24 protein-coding genes and 1 pseudogene are annotated in these 21,370 nt (G+C 53.7%); 4 read left to right on the top strand and 21 right to left on the bottom strand.

Going from position 1 to position 21,370, the window contains the following annotated elements; genetic code table 11:
• Positions 1–196 precede the first annotated feature (196 nt).
• The 5 genes from fliG to flgB form a co-directional block, all read right to left on the bottom strand.
• Entirely contained in the window at positions 197–1,273 is a 1,077-nt protein-coding gene (fliG, locus tag ACLTXB_RS02110) for a flagellar motor switch protein FliG (protein ID WP_410763650.1), read from the bottom strand.
• Positions 1,266–2,894 carry a flagellar M-ring protein FliF C-terminal domain-containing protein gene (locus ACLTXB_RS02105; RefSeq protein ID WP_317335777.1) on the bottom strand — a complete coding sequence of 543 codons (1,629 nt, stop codon included), beginning with the start codon at positions 2,892–2,894 and terminating at the stop codon, positions 1,266–1,268. The genes fliG and ACLTXB_RS02105 overlap by 8 nt, the downstream gene beginning before the upstream one ends.
• A 114-nt stretch (positions 2,895–3,008) precedes the next feature.
• The gene (locus tag ACLTXB_RS02100; protein WP_317335775.1) at positions 3,009–3,302 is read right to left on the bottom strand and encodes a flagellar hook-basal body complex protein FliE; all 294 of its coding nucleotides are present in this window, start codon (positions 3,300–3,302) and stop codon (positions 3,009–3,011) included.
• A 22-nt stretch (positions 3,303–3,324) separates the two neighbouring features.
• Positions 3,325–3,786 (bottom strand): flagellar basal body rod protein FlgC, encoded by a 462-nt coding sequence (flgC, locus tag ACLTXB_RS02095; protein WP_317335773.1) that lies wholly within the window; start codon positions 3,784–3,786, stop codon positions 3,325–3,327.
• Between the two features lie 49 nt (positions 3,787–3,835).
• Positions 3,836–4,219, bottom strand: a complete 384-nt coding sequence (gene flgB, locus ACLTXB_RS02090) for a flagellar basal body rod protein FlgB (RefSeq protein WP_317335770.1) — start codon at positions 4,217–4,219, stop codon at positions 3,836–3,838.
• A gap of 379 nt (positions 4,220–4,598) precedes the next feature.
• Here flgB and ACLTXB_RS02085 point away from each other — a divergent pair, with 379 nt between their 5' ends.
• Positions 4,599–5,462 carry a bacteriohemerythrin gene (locus tag ACLTXB_RS02085; protein ID WP_428226084.1) on the top strand — a complete coding sequence of 288 codons (864 nt, stop codon included), beginning with the start codon at positions 4,599–4,601 and terminating at the stop codon, positions 5,460–5,462.
• Positions 5,463–5,691: 229 nt separating this feature from the next.
• On the opposite strand, the pseudogene ACLTXB_RS02080 reads toward ACLTXB_RS02085, so the two are convergent.
• Positions 5,692–6,353: pseudogene (locus ACLTXB_RS02080) on the bottom strand (manganese catalase family protein).
• Positions 6,354–7,152: 799 nt separating this feature from the next.
• Between ACLTXB_RS02080 and ACLTXB_RS02075 the strand changes: the two are divergent.
• Positions 7,153–7,320, top strand: a complete 168-nt coding sequence (locus ACLTXB_RS02075; RefSeq protein WP_337601223.1) for a DNA-binding protein — start codon at positions 7,153–7,155, stop codon at positions 7,318–7,320.
• Positions 7,321–7,962: 642 nt separating this feature from the next.
• The gene (locus tag ACLTXB_RS02070; RefSeq protein WP_428226083.1) at positions 7,963–8,133 is read left to right on the top strand and encodes a TnpV protein; all 171 of its coding nucleotides are present in this window, start codon (positions 7,963–7,965) and stop codon (positions 8,131–8,133) included.
• Between the two features lie 279 nt (positions 8,134–8,412).
• Here ACLTXB_RS02070 and ACLTXB_RS02065 read toward each other — a convergent pair whose 3' ends face one another.
• Positions 8,413–8,643 carry a helix-turn-helix domain-containing protein gene (locus tag ACLTXB_RS02065; RefSeq protein ID WP_428226082.1) on the bottom strand — a complete coding sequence of 77 codons (231 nt, stop codon included), beginning with the start codon at positions 8,641–8,643 and terminating at the stop codon, positions 8,413–8,415.
• Here ACLTXB_RS02065 and ACLTXB_RS02060 point away from each other — a divergent pair.
• Positions 8,612–8,731, top strand: a complete 120-nt coding sequence (locus tag ACLTXB_RS02060; RefSeq protein ID WP_428226081.1) for an S-layer homology domain-containing protein — start codon at positions 8,612–8,614, stop codon at positions 8,729–8,731. The two genes, ACLTXB_RS02065 and ACLTXB_RS02060, sit on opposite strands and share 32 nt — an antisense overlap.
• 645 nt (positions 8,732–9,376) lie before the next feature.
• Here ACLTXB_RS02060 and dgoD read toward each other — a convergent pair.
• From dgoD to ACLTXB_RS01990, 14 genes are all read right to left on the bottom strand, one after another.
• Positions 9,377–10,525 carry a galactonate dehydratase gene (gene dgoD / locus ACLTXB_RS02055; RefSeq protein ID WP_317335764.1) on the bottom strand — a complete coding sequence of 383 codons (1,149 nt, stop codon included), beginning with the start codon at positions 10,523–10,525 and terminating at the stop codon, positions 9,377–9,379.
• Between the two features lie 13 nt (positions 10,526–10,538).
• Entirely contained in the window at positions 10,539–11,564 is a 1,026-nt protein-coding gene (locus ACLTXB_RS02050; protein WP_317335762.1) for a sugar kinase, read from the bottom strand.
• Between the two features lie 3 nt (positions 11,565–11,567).
• Positions 11,568–12,221, bottom strand: coding sequence for a bifunctional 4-hydroxy-2-oxoglutarate aldolase/2-dehydro-3-deoxy-phosphogluconate aldolase (locus ACLTXB_RS02045; RefSeq protein ID WP_317335760.1), 654 nt, complete (start codon positions 12,219–12,221; stop codon positions 11,568–11,570).
• Between the two features lie 13 nt (positions 12,222–12,234).
• Positions 12,235–13,266 (bottom strand): galactitol-1-phosphate 5-dehydrogenase, encoded by a 1,032-nt coding sequence (locus ACLTXB_RS02040; protein ID WP_317335758.1) that lies wholly within the window; start codon positions 13,264–13,266, stop codon positions 12,235–12,237.
• Between the two features lie 24 nt (positions 13,267–13,290).
• Entirely contained in the window at positions 13,291–14,034 is a 744-nt protein-coding gene (locus ACLTXB_RS02035) for a sugar phosphate isomerase/epimerase family protein (protein WP_317335756.1), read from the bottom strand.
• 102 nt (positions 14,035–14,136) lie between these two features.
• Positions 14,137–15,147 carry a zinc-dependent alcohol dehydrogenase gene (locus ACLTXB_RS02030; protein ID WP_317335755.1) on the bottom strand — a complete coding sequence of 337 codons (1,011 nt, stop codon included), beginning with the start codon at positions 15,145–15,147 and terminating at the stop codon, positions 14,137–14,139.
• A gap of 55 nt (positions 15,148–15,202) precedes the next feature.
• Positions 15,203–16,042 (bottom strand): class II fructose-bisphosphate aldolase, encoded by an 840-nt coding sequence (locus ACLTXB_RS02025; RefSeq protein WP_317335753.1) that lies wholly within the window; start codon positions 16,040–16,042, stop codon positions 15,203–15,205.
• 22 nt (positions 16,043–16,064) lie between these two features.
• Positions 16,065–16,967, bottom strand: coding sequence for a carbohydrate kinase family protein (locus ACLTXB_RS02020; protein ID WP_317335752.1), 903 nt, complete (start codon positions 16,965–16,967; stop codon positions 16,065–16,067).
• Positions 16,964–18,019, bottom strand: coding sequence for an alcohol dehydrogenase catalytic domain-containing protein (locus tag ACLTXB_RS02015; protein ID WP_317335750.1), 1,056 nt, complete (start codon positions 18,017–18,019; stop codon positions 16,964–16,966). The genes ACLTXB_RS02020 and ACLTXB_RS02015 overlap by 4 nt, the downstream gene beginning before the upstream one ends.
• 37 nt (positions 18,020–18,056) lie before the next feature.
• Positions 18,057–18,767 (bottom strand): ABC transporter ATP-binding protein, encoded by a 711-nt coding sequence (locus ACLTXB_RS02010; RefSeq protein WP_428226080.1) that lies wholly within the window; start codon positions 18,765–18,767, stop codon positions 18,057–18,059.
• Positions 18,754–19,485: an ABC transporter ATP-binding protein gene (locus tag ACLTXB_RS02005; protein ID WP_317335746.1), complete on the bottom strand. Its 732-nt coding sequence runs from the start codon at positions 19,483–19,485 to the stop codon at positions 18,754–18,756. Before ACLTXB_RS02005 ends, ACLTXB_RS02010 begins: the two co-directional genes overlap by 14 nt.
• A gap of 3 nt (positions 19,486–19,488) precedes the next feature.
• A complete protein-coding gene (locus ACLTXB_RS02000) occupies positions 19,489–20,532 on the bottom strand; it encodes a branched-chain amino acid ABC transporter permease (RefSeq protein ID WP_412260056.1) in 1,044 nt (347 codons plus the stop codon).
• Positions 20,533–20,679: 147 nt separating this feature from the next.
• Positions 20,680–20,964, bottom strand: a complete 285-nt coding sequence (locus tag ACLTXB_RS01995; protein ID WP_428226089.1) for a hypothetical protein — start codon at positions 20,962–20,964, stop codon at positions 20,680–20,682.
• Positions 20,940–21,263: an iron-containing alcohol dehydrogenase gene (locus ACLTXB_RS01990; protein WP_412260348.1), complete on the bottom strand. Its 324-nt coding sequence runs from the start codon at positions 21,261–21,263 to the stop codon at positions 20,940–20,942. Before ACLTXB_RS01990 ends, ACLTXB_RS01995 begins: the two co-directional genes overlap by 25 nt.
• Positions 21,264–21,370 lie beyond the last annotated feature (107 nt).

Genomic DNA, 21,370 nt, shown 5'->3' with positions numbered 1-21,370 from the left:
TTGATCCGCCTGAACCTGTGCGTATTGCAGAGATGCCGTGCTGGCGGGCGGCTCCTCAGCGCGGCTCTGCTCAGGCTCCTCCATCGGAGGCAGAGGTTCCTCTGCCTCCGCAGTCTCCAGTTCCTTGGACTCCAGCTCTTCCGTATCTGGAAACAGATATGTCTCAGCCTTAGGGTGGGACGAACGCTTCCATATATTAAGCAATGATATCGTCCTTTCCGCCCTTCAGAATAATAATTTCTCCTTTTTCCTCCAGTCCCCGGATAATTCCAACGATTCGCTGCTGCGCCTCTTCCACATCTTTCATGCGGACATTGGTCGTAATCTCCAGATCGTCCCGGATGCTCTGCGCCATCCGCGTGGACATATTGCTGAAGAGTTTGTTGGCCACCTCGCTGTTGGATGCCTTGAGCGACAAGACCAGATCCCGGGGATCGCAGTCCCGCACAAAGCGCTGGACAGAGCGGTCATCCATCGTGATGATGTCCTCAAACACAAACATTCTCTTCCGGATTTCATCCGCCAAATCCCGGTCGTGCTCTGAAAGGCCGTCAAAAATATTTTTCTCGCTGGTCCGGTCCAAATTATTCATGACATCAGCCACATAGTCGATGCCGCCCACCTTGACGTTTGTGCTGGTCACAATGCTGGAGAATTTCTTGCTCATCTCGGCCTCGACAATCTTGATTGCCGTGGGGGAAACGCTCTCGATTTTCGCGATGCCCTCCACCACCTGAATCTGCTTATGTTCTTCCAGCTGTGCAATCACGCCCGCCGCCTTGTCCGCATCCACGTAGGACAAAACCAGGGCGATGGTCTGTGGCCGCTCGTTCTGTAAAGCAGAGTACAGCGATTTTACATCTGCCTTGTTCATAAAAGCAAACTCACGGTTTTTCAGCGACTTTGTCACCTTGTTCAAAAGGTCCTCCGCCGCCTGTTCTCCGTACGCCTTCTCAAGGACCGTCCTGGCATACTCCAGCCCACCCTCTGTCACAGCCTTGTTGGTCATGCACATCTGATAGAACTCTGTCAAGACGTCTTCTGTCGCCTTAGAATCCAGATAGCCAAGACGGGCAACCTCAAGAGTGATTTGTTCCACATCGTCCGGCTCCATATACTTGTAGAGGAGGGATGCCTTTTCCGCGCCCAGCGCGACAATGACAGCTGCCGCCTTCTGGGCACCGCTCAATTCCATTTTGGGCGCTTTATGCTTCCCCTTGCTCTCCTTGGCGGCGGCTCCAGGGGCTGCCTCCGCCGGAATGGTTTCAGCCATTCATCTCGCCTCCCCTCAGCCAGCCTCGCACCATCTGGGCGGCAATCTCCGGGTTATCATTGGCAAATTGCCGGATGTCCTTCCGAAGCTCCATGCTCTTCTCTGTCTGCAAACTCATGACGTCCGCGCCAGCAGGCGCCGCGACGTCCGGCACAAACCCGGCAGCCACCAGCATATCGTCCAGCTCCTGTTTCTTCCTCTCATCCACTTTCTTTCTGCGCCTTCTGCGAATCAGCAGGATAATGACCAGCAGCAGGAGGAACAGCAGCAATCCGGCAGACGCCGCCAGCAGCACCCACAGAGGAACCGTCCGGCTGTCCGGAAGCCGCACGGCCTGGGAATCATAGAAGTCCATGGATAGCACGGATATTTTATCGGCAAGATATTCCTCACCGGTTGTCTCGTCAACGACTCCCACAATACCGGCGGCCCGCGCCGCATGCTGACGGATATTGTCAAGATCCACCGCGCCCGCCGTATCGGAGTCAATGCTGATTGCCACTGTGCAATCCGTCAGATAGCCCGCTGTATACAGGGCCTCCGTCTCTGTAAAGGAGTTGTCATAGTCCGTCTGACCGCTGCCTGTGATCGTCGTCTCCGTACCATCCGGGTCTGCCAAACCCTCCACATATTCCGGCAGGTCGCTGTTGGTTTCAGAACCCACCAGTCCGCCCGCAGTGCCATCATCCGGGCGCCCCACGTAATATTCATAAATCTGACTTCCGATAATTCCCTTGCCATCGGTGCCGCCGTCCTGCGCCCATTCCGGCATCTGCACATCTCTGGAATTTACCGTCCGCCGGCTGATATCCACTACGCAGCTGACGCTGACCCGCACATGGTCCTCGCCAAAGAACGGCATCAGCGCCTGCAAAACCTCTGTGCGGATTTTATTTTCATATTCTTCCTCCAGCTGAAGCTTCAGGGCGGAATCATTTCCGGCTTCGGCAGATGCGTCCGCGCTGTATGTATTTCCAAGCGTGTCGCTGATGGCCACCGAATCAATTTCCAGCCCCTGAACAGCGTGGGAAACCAGATTGCGAATGGCCGCAGCCTGCTCCCCGCTCAGCTTTGCCGCGCCGTCCATCGTCACGGTCACAGTTGCCGAAGCTTCCACCACATTGCCGCTATCCAGTACATAGCCATGGTCCTCACCCGGAGAAATATAAACCGTGGCGTCCTTTACATTTTCAAAAGTCCGGATGGTGTTGCTCATACTCTCCTGGAGGAACATCAAATACGCATTGTTCCGTTCCGCTTCTGTGGAAAGCGAGCCCACATGGTCGTAATATGTAGAATAGGCATATCCGGTCTGCGGATAGCCCGCCATCAAAATACGCCCTTTTAGAGCCGCCTCCTGCCCTCTGGGCACCAGAATTGTATCATTGTTTTCCACCTTGTAATCTGTGACACCCAGGCTGTCCAGATAGCTCAGGATCGAGGACGCCTCTCCCGAGCTGACGCCAGTAACCAACACCTCATAGGGCTTGTTATAAAGCACAAGGACCACAACGGCCGCCAGAGCCACCAGTGCAACGCCGGCAAAAATGTAAACCTTCTTGGATATTTTTTTTAAACGCTCCTTGAGCTTTGCCCAAAGCGCTTTCAGCTTCTCAGTCAACCACCGACACCCCGTTTTCCTGCCTCATGTCGTTTGGACAAATATCTTTCATGGTTGTTTCACAACCACGAAAAGGAGGGTGACCTCCTTTTGGCCCAATTTTGTTCTTTATAATTATAGGCTGATCCGCGTCAACTCGGAGTAGGCGTCCAACGCCCTGTTCCGCAGCTGCACCAACAGGCTCACCGCCAGCTCACTTTTTGATGAGGCAATCATTAAAGAGGCCGGATTGTCCAGCTGCCCTGTAGCCAGCAGATATTCCGCCTCCACCTTCTCTGCGTCAGTCTCTTTTACATGGTCAATCGCCGACTGAAAAACCAAGCCGAACATGCTGGGATTCTCCGCCGCCAAGCCCGGCTCCTGTACGCTGCCCGTAATCGGAGTCAACCGCTCAATGGGTGAAATCATAGCCACTCTCCCTCTCTCAATCTTACCTGCCGATTTCCAGACCCTTCGCCACCACGCTTTTCAAGGTGTTGAACGCAGTCACATTGGCGGAATACGCCTGTGTGGCCGCCATTGCGTCGGTCATCTCCTTCACCATATCGACATTCGGCATCTCCACATACCCGTCCTCATTGGCATCCGGATGCGCGGGGTCATAGACCAGCTTCATCGGGGAGGGATCCTCCACGATCTGCGTAACCCGGACGCCGCCAGCGGCAGAAGCGCCGGCGTTCGGCGCCAGGCCGCCGGCAGCTCTGGCCATGGCCATCCGGAAGTCGTCTCGTCCGGCCACAGACCGAAACACCACCATTTTCCGGCGGTATGGGCCGCCGGCCTCCGTTCTGGTCGTGGTGGAATTCGTCACATTTTCCGCCACCACATCCAGCCGCAGCTGCTGTGCCGTCATTCCGGAGGCCACAATGTTCATGGAACTCAAAAATGCCATATCGCTTCCGCTTCCTTTCCTGCCGCAATCGATTCCGCGCCAGCTTCACTCAACCTTGAATCGCCGTCCGAAGTGTGGACAGATCGCTGTTCATCGCGCTCATCACATACTGGAGCTGGTAGGCGTTACGAATCATCTCCGCGCTCTGCTCTGTCACATTGACGCCGTTTTCATCCATACGGGTGGACACCATCTGTTCCACCACCGCAGCGTCTGAACCGTTCAGCACCGCCTCCACCGCGCTTTTCGGCGCAGGGGAATGCCGGGCCTCCTCCAGCCTGGCCTTCAGCGTCTCCTCAAAGGTCACGATCTTCGCCTTGTATCCAGGCGTTTCCGCATTGGCGATGTTGTCCAAAATCGCAGCCTGCTTTGTCCACAAAAACATCATGGACTTCTCCATCATCAGGAAAGAGTTGCTTGACAAAAAATCCATATGTTCCTCCTGAAACCTGACTGTTTTCCATTCCCCGCAGGCATTCCCTGCGTACCGCCCGATCTTCTATGCCTGACACGAGCCATGACAGTTTTCTCCATGGAACATTATAACCAATGCCGATTTAAAACACAAGAAGAATTTATTACTCAAATTCCCCCTTTATTTGCTCAATTTCCCTAAATTCCTTATTGCAGCACTCCCCCCGTTTTTGCAGAGCCCCCGGTTGGTGCACGAGCCTTTTTCACAGCGGTGCAGCATCACTTTTTTGGATTTATTTTACTAGGTTTTTTAATTCCAATACTTATGTTTTTGGAATTTATGCCGAAAAAATATAATATAATTTACTTAAAGGAACACCGGGAGGTCCACCATGCTTTTGGAAGAAGAATACTACATCGGCGTACCGCATCTGGACGCACAGCACCGCGCCTTGTTTAAGACCATGGATCGCGTAAAAGACATCTTGATGAAAGACGATTACGAGCGGAATAAACGTCTTTGTAAAGAGGCCATCAAATTCTTTGTGGACCACGCTTCCCGCCATTTCTCCGACGAAGAGGCGTATATGCGCTCCATTCACTTTGCCAATTATGAGCTGCACAAAGCGCAGCACGACGCCATCAAAGAAAACCTCCTCCTTTTTGAGCAAGACATTATTGCCAGCGACTATTCTCCCCAGTCCATCAAACATCTGTTAGGCATCATGATGGCCTGGCTCACCTATCACACCATTGAAATCGACAGCGTCATCGGGAAGGAGATTCCCCGGATTGACTGTTCAAATGACGCAGCGGTTGCCTTGAAAAAGGCCGTTGTCCGCATATCCTCCGAACTTTTCCGCATTGTTTTGACCCTCGCAAACGGAAATTATCGCGGCTTTCCCTTAGGCCAGAAAATCTTTTGCTATACGGACTGCAGCCACCCGGATGGCCGCCGGTTCTGTATCTTGTCCGCTCTCAACAAACAGGTAGTGCTGCAGGCGGTCTCCCTGCTCTTTTCTTCCAGACAGGCCGAGGTAGACGAGCTGGCACTTTCCGCTACAGAGGAGCTGAGTGCGATGCTGGCTATCCACTTTGTCCGGAATTACCAAAACGGGGACTTTTTTCATGTGGACTGTGTAAAAATCCTTGACGAAAACCAGCTCACCAAAACGCTGCCAAGTCACGAGCCATTGTGCAGCCTGCTGTTCGACAGCGTGTATGGTGCTTTCCTGCACCGGGTCTGGGATTTTCCTGATTGAGACGGCAAAAACAATAGCAAATAAAATGCAGCTCCCAGACGGCGCTCAGAGTGGTGGTGATACATATCATTTTTGTAACGAGTACAGGCAGGGAGCCGAAAACATCTGCAGTCTGTCAGCGAAGAAAGACTGCTCGCACAAAAGGGCTTGAAACTCCTGCCAACTGCGGAAATGTGGAAAGTCCCCATTGATGTCCGAGCCTCAGGGGCTTTCATCAATGGGGACTTCATTATTTTGCAAACTTGGGTGCGGTCACTTCGTTTCCCGCGAAGGCGTTGGGGCCGCGGTTGGAGAGAGAAATACATTTTTGCCGCTTTGGTCGTGCCGAAGTCCCGGTTGGAACCGCTGTCCTGCACCTCGTTAAAAGTGTCCCGGAACATCTGATTGTAGGCTTCCTCCCGGTTGAGCAGGAAATCGACGGTCTCCCGCACTTTTTGTCCTCAATCTGGCGGTAGAGATATTCGCACACCACCTTGGCCCGCTGCTCAGACGCAATATTGCTCAGCAGATCTGCGCAGAGGTCACCCGTCACAGTGACATAGTCTGCCGTCCAGGAATAGCCGGAGGCGTTGATAAGGCCGGGATTCAAGCCCAGCAGAACGTGTGTTTCGATCTCGCCTACCTGGACCTTGTCGGCCTTCACACCATGACCATTGAGCAAGTTGATGGCCTGCGCCGCCATCTCCATGTGGCTCCGTTCCTTTGCCGCGATATCCATGAACAAATCTTTGATCTTCGGGTTTTTGATGCGAAAGCTCTGAGACATATACTGCATAGCGGCTTCAGCTCTCCGTTTCCGCCGCCAAGCTGTTCCTGCAGCAGCGTTGCGTACTACGGATTAGGCCGCTCCACCTCTACCGGGTGAAACAACTGTTTTTCGTGCTTGAACAAGCACATCACCCCTTCCATTTGGCTGGGGTTAGGTTTCCACAATTCTGGAAAGCTATGCGCACTGGTCCGCTGTCTTTCAGTGTGAGACCTTTGGACAGGCAAAAGATGGCAGGCAGTCTCTCCCCATCGTGTCGTTGGACGATTTCGCCATACAGTGATGGATTTGACCCAAGATGTCGAGCGGCCTCTGGGACAGGAAGTATCTGTACTCATAATTATCCTGATGCCATTTTCCCCAGCTTTACAGCCAGAAAAGTGGCTAAACAGGATTAATCTATTCCCTGTCTGACAGTAGATTGATAGCACTTGTCAAAGCCGTACTTGCTGATTTACAGCCAAGTTGCAAGCGGTTTACATGTGCGTTGAAAAACTTATTTACAGAAAAAGATCTAACCAATTTTTGTAAGTTGATTAGACCTTTTTTGTTTGTTCTTTTTCAGTTTCTCGGCCGGCATATCGTTCAATCCCTGCAGGATAACCTTTGCCTAGATACAGGCGGTGTCGTACTCCGGGTAGTGGTAGCGTCAGCGGTCATACGCCCGCTTTCAGTCTGGCAGCCTGTTCTCGTCACGCACACAGAGAACGCCAGAGTTCTTGGGCTCTCGTCCTACCGTCCGGCATACTTTCTCCGTGGAAGTAGGCGATGATAAGAACCTGCCCAGAAGAAAAGACAACGGCACAGCGCCGGAAAGGGTTGCCTGTTAGAGTCTGGAAGATAGAGCGGCAAAGCAAAACTACGAAAAGCAAACGATTACGACAAGGAGCGGAAAGTATTTCTCCTGCGGCAGGACAGATTTTTATGCGAGTGGATAAGGTCACCTTTGAATTGGGAGTCCCCAGGCCCTACGCATACAAGCTCATCAAAAAGATGAATGAAGAATTGAATCAGACCGGGTGTATTACGATCCCCGGTCGGATTGACCGCAATTTTTTCTATGAGAAGTTTGATATGCTGCTCATAAAGTAGGCAAGCGGAGAGGAATAATCTGCAACTACGCAGATGCGGGGTATTTTATGCCAGTAATAAATTGCGTGAGTTCAGAAGTAAAAATCATTGCGGTAAAACACAGTCTCACTGGAGCAGAAAGCCTCAATACGTCTACATCAAGATTTGGTGTGAGTCGGAGCACACTGCAAAAATGACTGCTAAATTGGAATTTGGATGCCGCAATAACATGAGAGATTATCGCTGACTATGGCAAAGTAATGCAATCCTCTGAAAGTCTTGAAAACAAAGGAATTTTTGCAATGTGCCCTCCTTATCCCTTTATTCGGTTTCACACAGTTTTGCTCCCGCCCTGGCTGCTCATAAGGGCAAAAACAAGGGCAACAGGATATAAGAAAGTGTGGTAACCGGAAAACTGCGATGTATGTGCGAATATATGACAACGGAGGATTTCATTATGGATAAATACATTTATGACGAGAATAACGACTTGTGGTACGAACTGGTTGGCGATCATTATCTCCCCTGCCTGGATGTACCGGCTGAAGAAAAATAGCCTGTCGGTATCTGGGGCCAGCGGCGCAGGCGGTATCTGCAGGAACACCGGGAACCGCTCTACACGGCCTGCTTCTCAGCGGGAAACTGGACGCACACCTTGCGGACATGGACCGGCAGGCGGAGGAACTGTTTTCTCAGTTGGTAGAACAGATGGCGGAGCGCGAGGGGGTGACAGAACAACTCAAAGCGGCGCATCAGATGGAATGGGTAGGACGCATGAACAATATCCGGGACCGTGTGACCGAGATCATCCACGCAGAACTGATCTTTACATGACTATGACCCAGCGGAGGAGCGGCGCAAACGCCACCCCTCCGCCTTTTGCGTATTTCAGGAGAAGTTCAACACCGGCTGAAAAAGTGCTTTTGAAATCCCGGAAGATGTGATAAAATTATCCCCACAAAAGTCGAAAAAGGGGTTGACAGCCCATGAAAGAGCGCAATATGCTGACAGCAGAGCAGGCTGAACTCTGTCATTTTTTGCTGTCCAAAACTTATACCTTGATGCAAAAAGACACCTTTTCGGCACGGGAAATCGTGCTGGAAAAGCGTCTTTTCATGTTTCGTCCGGGATGTGGACCAGGACCTCCTCCACCTTACAGGACAGGATATTGCACAAATCATTCAGGGTAGCGGTGGAGATATTGCGGTTTTGTTTGAGAGAGTCCAGCGTCCCACGGCTGAACGAATATTTTGTAATGAGCGCATAAGTTGAAATGTCCTTGCGCCGCAGGGTTTCCCATAGCGGATCATAAGTGATAATAAGAACCACCTCCAATGATGTCAACCCTAGCGACTGGTATGCCCCGGCCATCGAGGCCCTGGCTGCCGCCGGGATTATTCAGAGCGGTACTGATGGTGGGTTTCTTACCTAAAAACACAATTATCATTGGAGATTTAAAATCATCTTAATCAGTGTGATACATCCAAGTTTAGTTCCTCTAACGGCGTGCTGCGGGGTGAAATGGCTCTGGAGACTTACAACAAATGCAAGGACAGCCCTTATGCACAGCAGAAACTCGAAGCAGTCGATCTAGACTGGAAATCCAATCTACGGGACATTGACGACTGTGACTCGGACACGAAAGAAGCAATTCTGTTATACCACATTTGTATCATTATGCCAGAAAGCACACTTGCAATGATAGAAAGGACCGATGCCCATTTTGTGGGTGTCGGTCTTTTCTGTTCTAAGAAGATGCCTTGACATGGGTATTGTGCTTGAAAGTCAAAAACCTTACCATATTTAACTGCCGACCCAATTGGCATCCACTTTAACCGTGGAGAGTTTAGTCAAGCTCGAATACCTGTGTCCGGTCAGTGAACACACGAGTGCAAGCAATTGTCAGTTCTTCAGTTTTGAGTATACCAACAAAATCAAGCGGAAAAAGCCTTAATAACCTGGCTTTTCCCGCTCGACTTATTTGTATGTATCTTTGTACGTCTATCCCATGCTCTTCGCTTCGCCTGGACGCCTTACTTAAATTTATGGCGCTTATATAAAGCGTTTTAAGAGAATCCTACCACTCTGCCACCGTGCCGTCGTAGTTGCGCCAAATAGGATTCTTCCACTTGTGTCCCTTACGTGCCACCTCCTGGACCAGTTCCTCATTTACCTCTATGCCCAGGCCAGGACCGTCCAAAATTTTTGTAAAACCGTTTTCATACGCAAATACACTTTTATCCGCCAGATAGTCCAGAAGATCGCTGCCCTGATTATAATGAATGCCCAAGCTCTGTTCCTGAATAAACACGTTGGGGGTGCAGGTGTCCATCTGGACACAGGCCGCCAGGGCAATGGGTCCCAGCGGGCAATGAGGCGCTACAGCCACGTCGTAAGCCTCGGCCATTGCCGCAATTTTGCGGCATTCGCTGATGCCGCCCGCGTGGGATAGGTCCGGCTGGATGATGTCCACATAACCGTCACTCAACAAACTTTTGAAGTCCCACCGGCTGAACATTCGCTCTCCAGTGGCAATGGGAATAGCGGTATGGCCGGCGATTTCACGAAGCGCCTCATTGTTTTGGGGGAGGACCGGCTCCTCGATAAACATAGGCCGCAGGGGCTCCAGCTCATGGGCCAAAATCTTGGCCATGCTCTTGTGAACGCGGCCGTGAAAATCCACGGCAATGTCCATCTCATTGCCCAGAGCGTCCCGAATGGCGGCCACCCGCCCTAAGACAGCGTCCACCTTATCATAGGTATCGATGTAGTGTAGTTCCTCGGTGGCGTTCATCTTGACTGCCCGATAGCCCTGCGCGAATTTTTCTTGTGCCTGGCGCAGAATATCGTCAGGGCGGTCGCCGCCGATCCAACAGTAGACTTTTAACTTGTCCCGACAGGCACCGCCCAGCATCTCATAGATTGGCAGGCCGTGATATTTGCCTTTGATGTCCCAAAGGGCCTGGTCCACACCAGCCATGGCGCTCATCATGACGGGGCCACCCCGATAGAAGCCCGCCCGGTACATCACCTGCCAGTGGTCCTCAACCCGCAGTGGGTCCTGTCCGATGAGATAAGAGGAGAGCTCCTCCACGGCGGCCTGTACAGTGTGTGCGTGGCCCTCTACCACGGGCTCACCCCAGCCGGAAATGCCCTCGTCCGTATCGATTTTCAAGAACAGCCATCGAGGCTGCACGGAGTAGAGTGTCAGTTTTGTGATTTTCATGACGGCACCCCCTTCAGCGCTTTACGCGGCCAATGGCGTCGCCGTTTATCAAGGCCAGTACCTCGTCCACAGTGGCCTGATTGAAGTCAAATTCGATGGAGTGCTTTAAGCAGGAGGCGGCGGCGGCAAATTCGATGGCCTCCTGCTGGGTGTATCCGTCGCGTAGCGCGTAAATCAGCGCACCGCCAAAAGAATCCCCGCCGCCTACCCGGTCCACAATATGCATCAGATAGGATCTGGAAAAGCAGGCCCTCTCTTTTTCATACAGCATAGCGGACCATCTGTTGTCATTGGCGCTGATGCTCTCCCGCAGTGTGACGGCCACTTGGCGGCAGTTGAAACGACGGCACAACTCCCTGGCCACGTCCATATACCCCTCCCGGTTGATTCTCCCCGCGTCTACGTTGTTGTCCGCCGGACGGATGCCGAATACCTTGTCCGCGTCCTCCTCATTGGCAATACACAGATCCACATACCGCATCAGCTCACCCATCACCACGCCGGCTTTCTCGGAACTCCACAGGTTTTTGCGATAATTCAAATCGCAACTGACGGTAACCCCCCTCTTTTTTGCCTCCTGGCACGCTGTCAGGCAAATGGCCGCCAGGGCATCGGAGAGGGCTGGAGTGATGCCGGTGAAATGGAACCAATCCGCGTCCGCGAAAATCGCGGGCCAGTCAAAGTCCCCCGCCGCCGCCATAGCAATGGCGGAACCCTTCCGGTCATAAATCACCTTGGAGGGCCGTTGGGCGGCTCCTTTTTCCACAAAGTACACACCCAGCCGCTCACCGCCCATGGCAACATGGGAGACATCCACGCCGTAGCCACGCAGTTGCCGCAGCGCCGCCGCCGTGAGGTCGTTGCGGGGCAATTTGGTCACAAAGGAGGCCTGGTCGCCGTAATTCACCAGGGACACCGCCACATTGGCCTCACCGCCGGCATAGGACGCCTCAAAGGAAGTCGTCTGCTTGATCCGCAAATAGCCTGGCGGGTTCAGCCGCAGCATAATCTCGCCAAAACAAACCACTCTTTTCATCATTGTTCACCATGTTTCCGCCTGCTCCGTATAGAGCAGGGCATTTTCCCGAATAGCCGCATAATTTCCGGCTGCCAGCAGTTCCTTGCGTACAATGTTGGAACCCACGCCAAAGCATGTCACGCCAGCCCGGTGAAACTCCTCCAGGTTGTTGTGGTCCACGCCGCCCACCGCGCAGAGTGGAATGTGATCCAACGGTCCGCGCACAGCCTTGATGTAATCGGGCCCCAGATTTCCGGCGGGAAATACCTTCACGACACTGGCGCCCCACTGCGCCGCCTGAACGATCTCCGTGGGAGTCATGGCACCGGGAATGGATACCATCTCCAGCTCCCGAGTACGGCGGATGACCATTTGATTGCAGTTGGGAGAAATTACAAAGGTTCCGCCCGCGGCCGCCGTCGCCTCCGCCTGCTCGACTGTCAGCACGGTTCCGGAACCGATGTACATGCGCCCCCGCATGGCTCCGGAGAGACGCGCGATAGCGTCGGCGGTCGCCCGCACACCGTCCGCCCGCTTCTGGTCAAAGGTGACCTCAATACACCGAATACCGCCTTGGTACAGCACCTCCGCCAATGGCGTCAATTGATCCGGCGCCACGCCCCGCAAAATTGCAATAATTTTCGTATCCAGGATAGTCTGTAGCACGTCTTGATACATCACAGCGCTCCTCTCATGGCTCCAAAACCACTTTGATCAGGCCGGGCTCCGCATCGTGAAGTCGGTCGAACCATTCACCGCCCTGTGCTAAAGGCACAACCTTGCTGATAATACTGTCCGCATCCACCATTTTATGACCAATCATGTTCAGGCACACGTCATATTCACCAGAGGAAGCACAGCTTCCCTGTAGGTCGATTTGTCGGGTCACACACTTTTGCAAAGGAAGTTCCGTCTTTTGAGCGATATTGCCCACCATGACCACGCTACCGCCGGTGCGGACACTGTCGATGGCGGTGTTCAAGGTGGCTGTGATTCCAACTGCCTCAAAGGCAATATCGGCACCTCTGCCGTCCGTACGGGCGGCCACCACGGCTGCCACATTCTCCTTGGAGGAGTTCACGACGCAGGTGGCTCCTAGCCTTTCAGCAACCTTCAGCTTGTCCTCATCCAAATCCACCACGATCAGCTCCGTAACGCCCGCCGCCTTGACCACCTGGGTCAGCAGCAGACCAATAGTGCCCGCTCCCACAATCACAGCACGGTCTCCCAGGCGAAGGCGGGAGACAGCTACGGCATGGACAGCGACGGACAGCGGCTCCACCACAGCGGCCTGGGCATATGTGACCGTATCTGGCAGCTTATAGAGAATTCGCTCCGGCACGGCCACATACTCCGCCATGGCACCGGGGGTGCGATAGTCGTCGCAGGACACGCCCAAAACCTTGCGGTCCTCGCACAGATTTACCATGCCCCGCCGGCAGTACCAGCACTTTCCGCAGTAAACCGTGGAATCAAAGGTGACGCGGTCGCCCGCCTTATACATGGAGACCTTCTCGCCAACTTGACTGATCACGCCGGCGGCCTCGTGCCCCATGATCACGGGCGGTTGGCGGCGCCCGCTTTTGCCGTCATAGCCATGCACATCGCTGCCGCAAATGGCGCAGGCCTTTACGCGGACGATTACCTCGCTCTCTCCGCACACGGGCGGAGGCATATCCTTGTATTCAAATTTGAAATAATCCGTGAGGACCAGTGCTTTCATACAATCGACCCGCTTTCTTTGAATTTATACCTCGTCCCAGAGGGTCTTTACATATTCATAGGCGTCCCGGACACCTGCGAATCCACGTCCGCTGGCCTCCTCAATGCACAGCCAGCCGTCAAAGCCATTGGCCTTCAAATATTGAAACACGGCGCGGTTCGGCGTCACGCCACTGCCGATGGCAGTCGGGGAAAAGGAGCCTCTATGCCGCATGTCCGTGACATGAATCGTTTCCACCCGGTCCAATACCTTGGGCAAAATCTCCATGGGGTCCTCGCCATGGGCGGTGATATTACCAGTATCGAAATTTATCCGAATATTCGTATCCCGAATACGATCGCAAATCCGCAAAAAATTTTGGGGATCATAGGTAAAGTCCACGTTGTCCCAGGCGCCCGGCTTCCCGTGGTTTTCAAAGACAAGGCTCACATCAAAGTGCTTCGCGTAGGCGTCCACGGCGTGAAAGGCGTCCGACACCCAGTCTACACACGCCCCGGTGTCCACTGTAGGGTGGGCCTGGCCCGCCAGAATACGGAGATAGCGAGCACCCAGCTCAGAGCACAGCGCCACATCGCTCTGAAGGTATAAAAGCTCTCGCTCCCGCTGAATAGCGTCTGGATGGGTAAAATCCGGATAAGTCGTCATCATAATGACAGGCAATCCCACATCCGCTAACCCCTGTCTCAGCTTGGCAAGATAGGTGGGGGTGCGGTTTTTCAGAAACATGCTGCTGATGTCGATACCGTCGTAGCCAATCTCCTTTGCCACTCCGGCCCAATCCACCAAGTCCATTCTGTCAGAGCAGATATCCTTGAAAATAGAAACAGGCAAACACGAAATTTTCACGATATGTCTCCCCTCTCCCCAAGCTCAGCCCTTTGTAATGGAGTCTTCGATCTCCACCAAGACCTTTACCTGCCGGGTCTCGCGCCTTGCCATGGCGGTTATCATGGACGTTACTTTCCAAAAGTCGATTCTGGCCGTAACAAGGTCCATCGGGTCGACTCCACCGGAGGTGAGAATTTTCAAGCAGGCGGAAAAGTCCTCATCTGTAAAGGCATAGCTCCCCCGGAGGTGAAGTTCCCGCGTGACGACATTTTGCATATTGATGGAAACCATCTGGTCCGCGTTGCCCACCCAGATGACACGTCCGCAGTTCTTCACGCAGTCCACGGACATCTGCGCGGTGGGGGTGACGCCAACCGCCTCAATGGACACGTCCACGCCGTCTGAAATTCCAACGGCCCGCAAAACCTCCTCATGTTTGTCCTTTAAAGGATTCATTACCGCTGTCGCGCCATTTTCGCGAGCCCTGTCCAGATTTTCCGATGAAACATCGCTGACAAGAATGGAGGCGGGATTTTCTAGGACCAATAGCTTCAAAATCAACTGTCCGATGGCGCCAGCACCGACAAGCAGCACATGCTTGCCCGCGAGAGGCCTTGCGGCGGCGACCGCGTGGTGGGCCACGGCCATGGGCTCCAACATCGCGCCGGCCTCAAAGGACACTGCGTCCGGCAGAATGTAGCACAGTTTTTCTGGTACGCAGATGAACTGCGTAAACGCGCCATTTACGTCCAATACGCCCAAATTACTGCGGTTGGGACAGATATTGGGAAAGCCCGCCTCACAGAGGCCACACTTTCCGCACGCGGAATAGGGTAGGACCGAAACACGCATCCCGGGCTTTATCCGGTTCACGCCAGGGCCCACGGACACCACGGTGCCGCTGAATTCGTGCCCCATGATCATGGGCGGGATTTTCCGGCCCGAGGCTCCTGTAAATCCATGGATATCACTGCCGCAGATGCCGCAGTATTTCACGCGTATTTTGACTTCGCCCTCAACCGGCTCCGGCTCGGGGATCTCCTCCACGGGCATGGTCCAGGGGCCCTAATAAACCAGTGCTTTCACGTTCCTCTCCCTCCTTGTCAGCTCAATTCTCTTCGGCTGTAAAAAGTTGAATTTTAGCCTTTGCGACATTCATAACGAAGCTTCTGGCAACGGATATATAGGTATAGATGTCTCTGGAATCCATCGTGGCGCGCAGGCCCTCTAAATATGCCAGGCGTATCTCTGTCGCAACATTGATTTTGCGGACACCCTCCTGGATGGCAGACCGGACCACCTTATCCTGCAGGCCAGACCCTCCGTGGAGAACCAGATGGGGGACTTGGGCCTTCAGCTTCCGAATGCTCTGCAGCAGTTCAAAGTCCAGCTTTGGCTCCGACTTATAGAGACCATGCGCATTGCCGATGGAGACCGCCAGGGCATCCACATCGACGCCGTTGATAAATGCCTCCACCTCCGCGACACTGACCTTTGCAGGACCATTTCCGACAATCCCGTCCTCTGCCCCGGGAATCGCTCCCAGTTCCGCCTCCACGCTGACACCTACTGCGTGGGCAGCCTTGATAACCAGTCGAGTCTGCTCAATATTTTCCCGCAGCGGAAGCGAAGACCCGTCGAACATGACAGAGGTAAACCCAGCCCGGATGCAGGCAACGGTTTGCTCAAAGCTGGCGCCGTGGTCCAGGTGCAGAACAACTGGCAGAGCGGATCTTGCGGCCAGCGTTTTTACAACGGAGGCCAGAAGATCCAGCCGGCCGACCCGGATGGCCCCCTGCCCCACCGCAAGAATGACGGGCTTTTGCTCCTCCTCCGCAGCCAGCATGAGGGATTGTGCAATGTCGATGTTATCGATGTTGAACGCCGGCACGGCAGCGTTATGCGCCTCAGCCCAGTCCAGGACCTCTTTCAAGCTTACAAGCGGCATCGTGTGCGCGCCTCCTCATCCATCAAATGTTATAGGTCTCTCTCATCAGCGTCAGGGTGGCCTCCAGGGATGGAGACGCCGTCTGTCCGCCAAGCGCCGTACAGGTGAGGGCGGAATACGAGCTGGCAAAGGAGAGTGCGTCGCGCAATCCCTGACCCTTAGACAAGGCATATAGCAAAGCCCCATGAAAATTATCTCCAGCACCGGTGGTATCCACAACCGGCACGCGGCAGGCGGGGATACGGACGGTCTGGCCGCCCTGCCGGGCAGTGAGCCCCTGCTCCCCCATCGTAACGCATGCCAACGCGGTTCCGTTCTCCACGAACTTCTCACATGCCTCTTCAGGCCCAAGGCCGAGTCTGTCCCTCACAGTCTTGTGGTCCGGGGCCAAAATGTCCACAAAGCCCGACAGCTCTAGCAAGATGTCTCCGCCAAGGTTCCCACCGTCCACCGAGAGCTTGGCCCGACTGTGCGATCGGCAATATCCCGCCAATTCCAGCATCTGTCCATCTTTTAGTCCCGCCAAATGAATCATCTCCGCCCAGGCCAGGAGCTCGGCTTCCAGCTCCACCGCCCGCACCCCATCGATACACCCGCCGAAATGGGTGATACATCGCTTTCCATCCTCTTCCACCTGAATGGTACTGAAACTGGTAACCCCCTGTTCCTTTGTAAAGAGCTGAAGCCGCTTCCCAGCGATCCGCTCCGCCTCCCCCCGCACAAATTGCCCATTCGCGTCCGCTCCGATCGCCGTGATAAGCCCAGCAGTGCCCCCCAGCCCCGCAAACGCATTGGCCGCCGTGGCCGCCGGACCACCGCAGGACTTCTGGATCTTCACTGCCTCGATGCGCCGGTCACTCTTCGGTGGTTCTTTCACCAGCATGAGAAGGTCCTTGGAAATCGTCCCAATAAATAGGCAATTCATATTTCGACACCTTCGCTGGCGACCTCAATCAACACCTTGGATACCTTGTCCTTTTGTCCGATGGCAGTTTCAAACGCCTCTTGCGACCGTGTGAAGGGGAAGACATGGGAGATAATCTTTTCTGCGGGAATCACATTCCTCGCCAGAAGGTCAATGACCATCTCGTAATGATTTCGATACCGGTAAATTGTGTCAATTCCACCGCCCAAGTACATAAGTTTCATGAACTCAATGGGTGTTTTTCCTGGAACATTGCCCACCATGACAATTTTTCCGCCCCTGGCCAGCACATCCACGGTCATGGAGGCAGTTTTGGGACTGCCAGCTGTTTCAAACACGACGTCCGCGCCGGCTCCGCCCAGGAGGGCGCGAATCTCCTCCACCGACTCCGGGCGGCCGCCCAGCACGACACCGTCCGCGCCCATCTCCATGGCCTTGTCCAGCCGGCTTTGAAACAAGTCGGACAGGATAACCCTAGCCGCCCCCCGTGCCCTGCAGAGGAGCAGCGTCGTCAGGCCGATACAGCCCGCGCCCAGAATTACCACCGTCTTGCCCACACAGACGTCGCCAACCTCGGCGGCCTCGGCTCCGACGCACAGGGGTTCCACCAGTGTCCCAAGCCGCATGGAGCAGGAGGACGGCAGCAAAAAGGTCAAATCAGCCGGAAACGAAATATAGTTTTGTAAAAAGCCATCATAGGGCGGAACCGACGGGAACCGCACATGCTCACACATGTTGTAGCGACCTGACTTGCACATCCTACATTTCCCACAGGTTATCTGGGGTTCAATGGTAACCCTGTCGCCCACTCTCCGGTCCGTGACGCCGTCACCTACCCCCACAATCACACCGGAGCACTCGTGACCTAACACAAAGGGCATGGGAATCGGCGTTTCTCCCCGGAATCCGGATTCAAAGAAATGCGCATCGGAGCCGCAGACGCCCACATAGCAGACGCGAATCGCCACTTCTCCGGGGCCGGCCTTGGGGACCGGCCGCTCCAGAGGGGTAAGTTCTTGCTTCTTTGTCAGTGCATATGCAATGTTCTCCATACAATCACACCTTTAGTAAATATCAAACGATGCGCACTCAAATGCCCAGGTACGCCCTCTGAATATCCTTGTTGTTGAGCAATTCCCTACTGGGGCCTGTCATTTGCATATGCCCGGTCTCGAGAACATAGCCGCGGTCCGAAATCGACAGTGCCTTTGTGAGGTTCTGCTCAATGACGAGCATTGACGAACCCTCTCGTTTCATAATGTCCAGCGTCCGGTACACATCATCCACCACCACGGGGGCGAGGCCCAGAGAGGGTTCATCCAAGATCAGCAACTTTGGGGCCATCATCATGGCCCGGGCGATGGCCAGCATCTGCTGCTGGCCACCGGAGAGGGAGCCGGCGGGGAAATTCAGCCGTTCTTTCAAGATAGGAAACATCTGTAAAACTTTTTCCAGCAGCTCTCCCCGGCGGGGCTTTGTGCGCTTTGTATAGGTTCCCAGCAACAGATTGTCCTTAATTGAAAGACTTGCCAAAATGCCGCGTCCCTGGGGGATATGGGCAATTCCGTTTATCGCCCGTTTATTCTCCGGCATTTCCGTTAGCTCCTGCCCCATCCAATTGATGCTGCCCGAGGTTGGAATGACTTCACCGGATATGGTGCGCAGTAGCGTCGTCTTTCCCGCGCCGTTGGATCCAACCAGGGCGACAACCTCGCCCTCGTTGATCTCCAGGCTGACGTCGAACAAAACCTTTAGATCGCCGTAGCCCGCGCAGATCTTGTCCATTTTAAGCATACCCATAGTCCCCTCCCAAATAGGCGCGAATGACATCCGGATTGGCCATTACCGTTTTGGGGTCGCCTTCCGTCAGGAGATGCCCTTCATTCATCACGACAATCCGGTCGCATAGCTGCATCACTGCGGAAATCACATGCTCAATGAACAAAATTGTGATTCCCCGTTGGTTAATACGCTTCACAATGGATAGGCTGTTATCCATCTCGGAAGGCGTCAGGCCGGCCAGACACTCGTCCAGCATCAGCAGCTTTGGATCCGTCACCATGACGCGGGCCATGTCCAGCCACTTTCTCTTTTCAATGGGAAGCTTGCCGGAGAGAATCTGGGCGTAGGACGCCAAATCCAGGAATTCTAGCATCTCATCTGTCTTCTCCTCTGCCTTCTTCCACGTTTTGTTGTACAACAGCGCTATGGTCAGAACACTGTCCCGCACCGTCAGGTTGGTGAAGGGCTTTGGGGATTGGAAGGTGCGGCCGACCCCCATCCTAGCGCGCTCTTGAATCTTTTGCCTATAGAGCTCATGCTCGTTGTCGAAGACAATTTTTCCGCTATCCTGAATATATACGCCGGAAATCAGATTGACGCAGGTAGATTTTCCGCAGCCGTTGGGGCCAATCAGCGCCAGAATTTCGCCCTCATATACGTCAAAGCTCAGGTGATTAATTGCGTGAACTCCCGCAAAAGACTTGTCCAAGTCCTGAATTTGCAGCAATTTGTTCATGATTTAAACTCCTTTTACAGCCCTGGCAGCCTTCCGCTTGGCCAGCTTCTCACGAATCACATCCGCCAGCGTGATCAATCCGGAGGGACGCAGCAACACAATCAGCACGATCAACAAGCCATAGAGGGCGTATCCTGCGCCGCCGCCGGCGAAGTCCTGCAAATAATAATTGCATAGCTCCAGCAGCGGAATGATGATGAAGGCACCCAGTACTGGCCCCCAGGTGGTCCCCATGCCTCCCAGAATTGCAATCAGGCCAATTTTCACAGAAATGTCGTGGGCGCACAGGGCGTTGGGGTCCACATAGCCGAGACGAAACACATAAAGCGTTCCAGTGACCGACATCATGGAGGTACTGATGAGAAATGCTTTCGTTTTCAAACTGGAGGGGACAATCCCCAGAGAGGACGCGGCGTCCTCATCCTCCCGCACAGCGCGGAGATAGTATCCCAGTCGAGAGCGCTTCACAAACACGAAGATGGCGACACAAATCAGCATCCAAATCAGCGCGATATAGTAGAAGTCAATTTTGGACTTGAAGGTGAGCATCCAAAGACTGTAGTTTTTCCGGATTCCAAAATTGAGGCCGACAGACCCGCCGGTAACATTTTTAAAAACGATGAGGCACTGGCGGAGAATGGTGGTGCAGGAGATCGTCGCAATGGAGAAGAACACACCGCGCAGGCGGAAGCAAGGCGCTCCGATGACCAGCGCGAACAGACACGCGGCGATAATACCGATAAACATGCTGATCCAGGGGGACAGTTTCACGCTCAGATACATCATGATGCCGGCGTAGGCGCCGATGGTAAAAAAGCATGCGGAGGCCCAAGAGATCTGCTTGGCCAGACCGCCCAACACGTTCCAGGCCACCCCTAATGCGGCGAAAAAGAACACTTCTATCACAACATTCATCAGATAAATGTTGCTGCAAAGATAAGGAAATACTGCCAGCAAAACCAGTACGGCAATGGCAACAGGACTTCTTTTGACGGTGCGCAGAATGTCCTTTCCAGAGAGACGGCGCTCCAAATCAATTTTTCTCATGCGACGCGGGCCCCCTTTCCGAATAGGCCATAAGGTTTAAAAATTGGAATTTTAAGCAGCCTCAATTCAAATAAAGAATAGAATTCCGATTGACTTGGATGCTCTCGCTGAAAGCATTCTTTTCTTCTTAGTGCCTAATCTTTTCAATCAGGAACGTGTTGCACAGGTATTTATCTCGAAAATGGTCTTCAACGACGCATTGCACATACCAGCGTCTACTGCTTCCTTTGCCGCTTTTCCCTCTTTTTGCAGACACTGCCAGCACATGGTCGCAAGACCTACAGCCAGCGCCGGCTTCCCTGCCACTTGATTGCCTCTGCAGGGGGCTCTGCAGGCACGTGCTTCAAAATAGGTCGCTATGGTGTCGCCCATTTCTGCCATCAGTGGCTTGGCAAGTGCTTTCGCAATCACATCTGTGTCCACCAACACCATATCCGCACAGCGGTCCAAAAAAGATATCTGTCAAATTCACCGTTATCTTGGTAAATCACGCTCAAGGAGCTACAGGGGGAATCTGTAGAAGCCACCGTGGGAATGATGTCCACTGGCAATCCCGCATAATACGCCACATCCTTGGCTGTATCCAGGATCTTGTCGCCGCTGATTCCCACAACTACAGTAGATTTCTCGGCCTTTGCCCTTTCCACCAGACGGTCAATATGGGGCTGAGGGCATTCTCCCCGGAAAATCTCATACCGGATGGCATAGCCCGTACCGGCAAAGCCCCTCAATGAAAACGGAGGAACTTCGTTCCTCCGTTTGTACAACTCATTATTCCATAAAGCTGGGAAGCCAGAGGCAAATTTGGGGAATATAAGTAATAAGCAGCAGATTCACC

This window comes from Flintibacter sp., from assembly GCF_046973065.1.
Note: the sequence above shows the minus strand (reverse complement) of the source record. Positions and strands in the feature narration are given on the sequence as shown.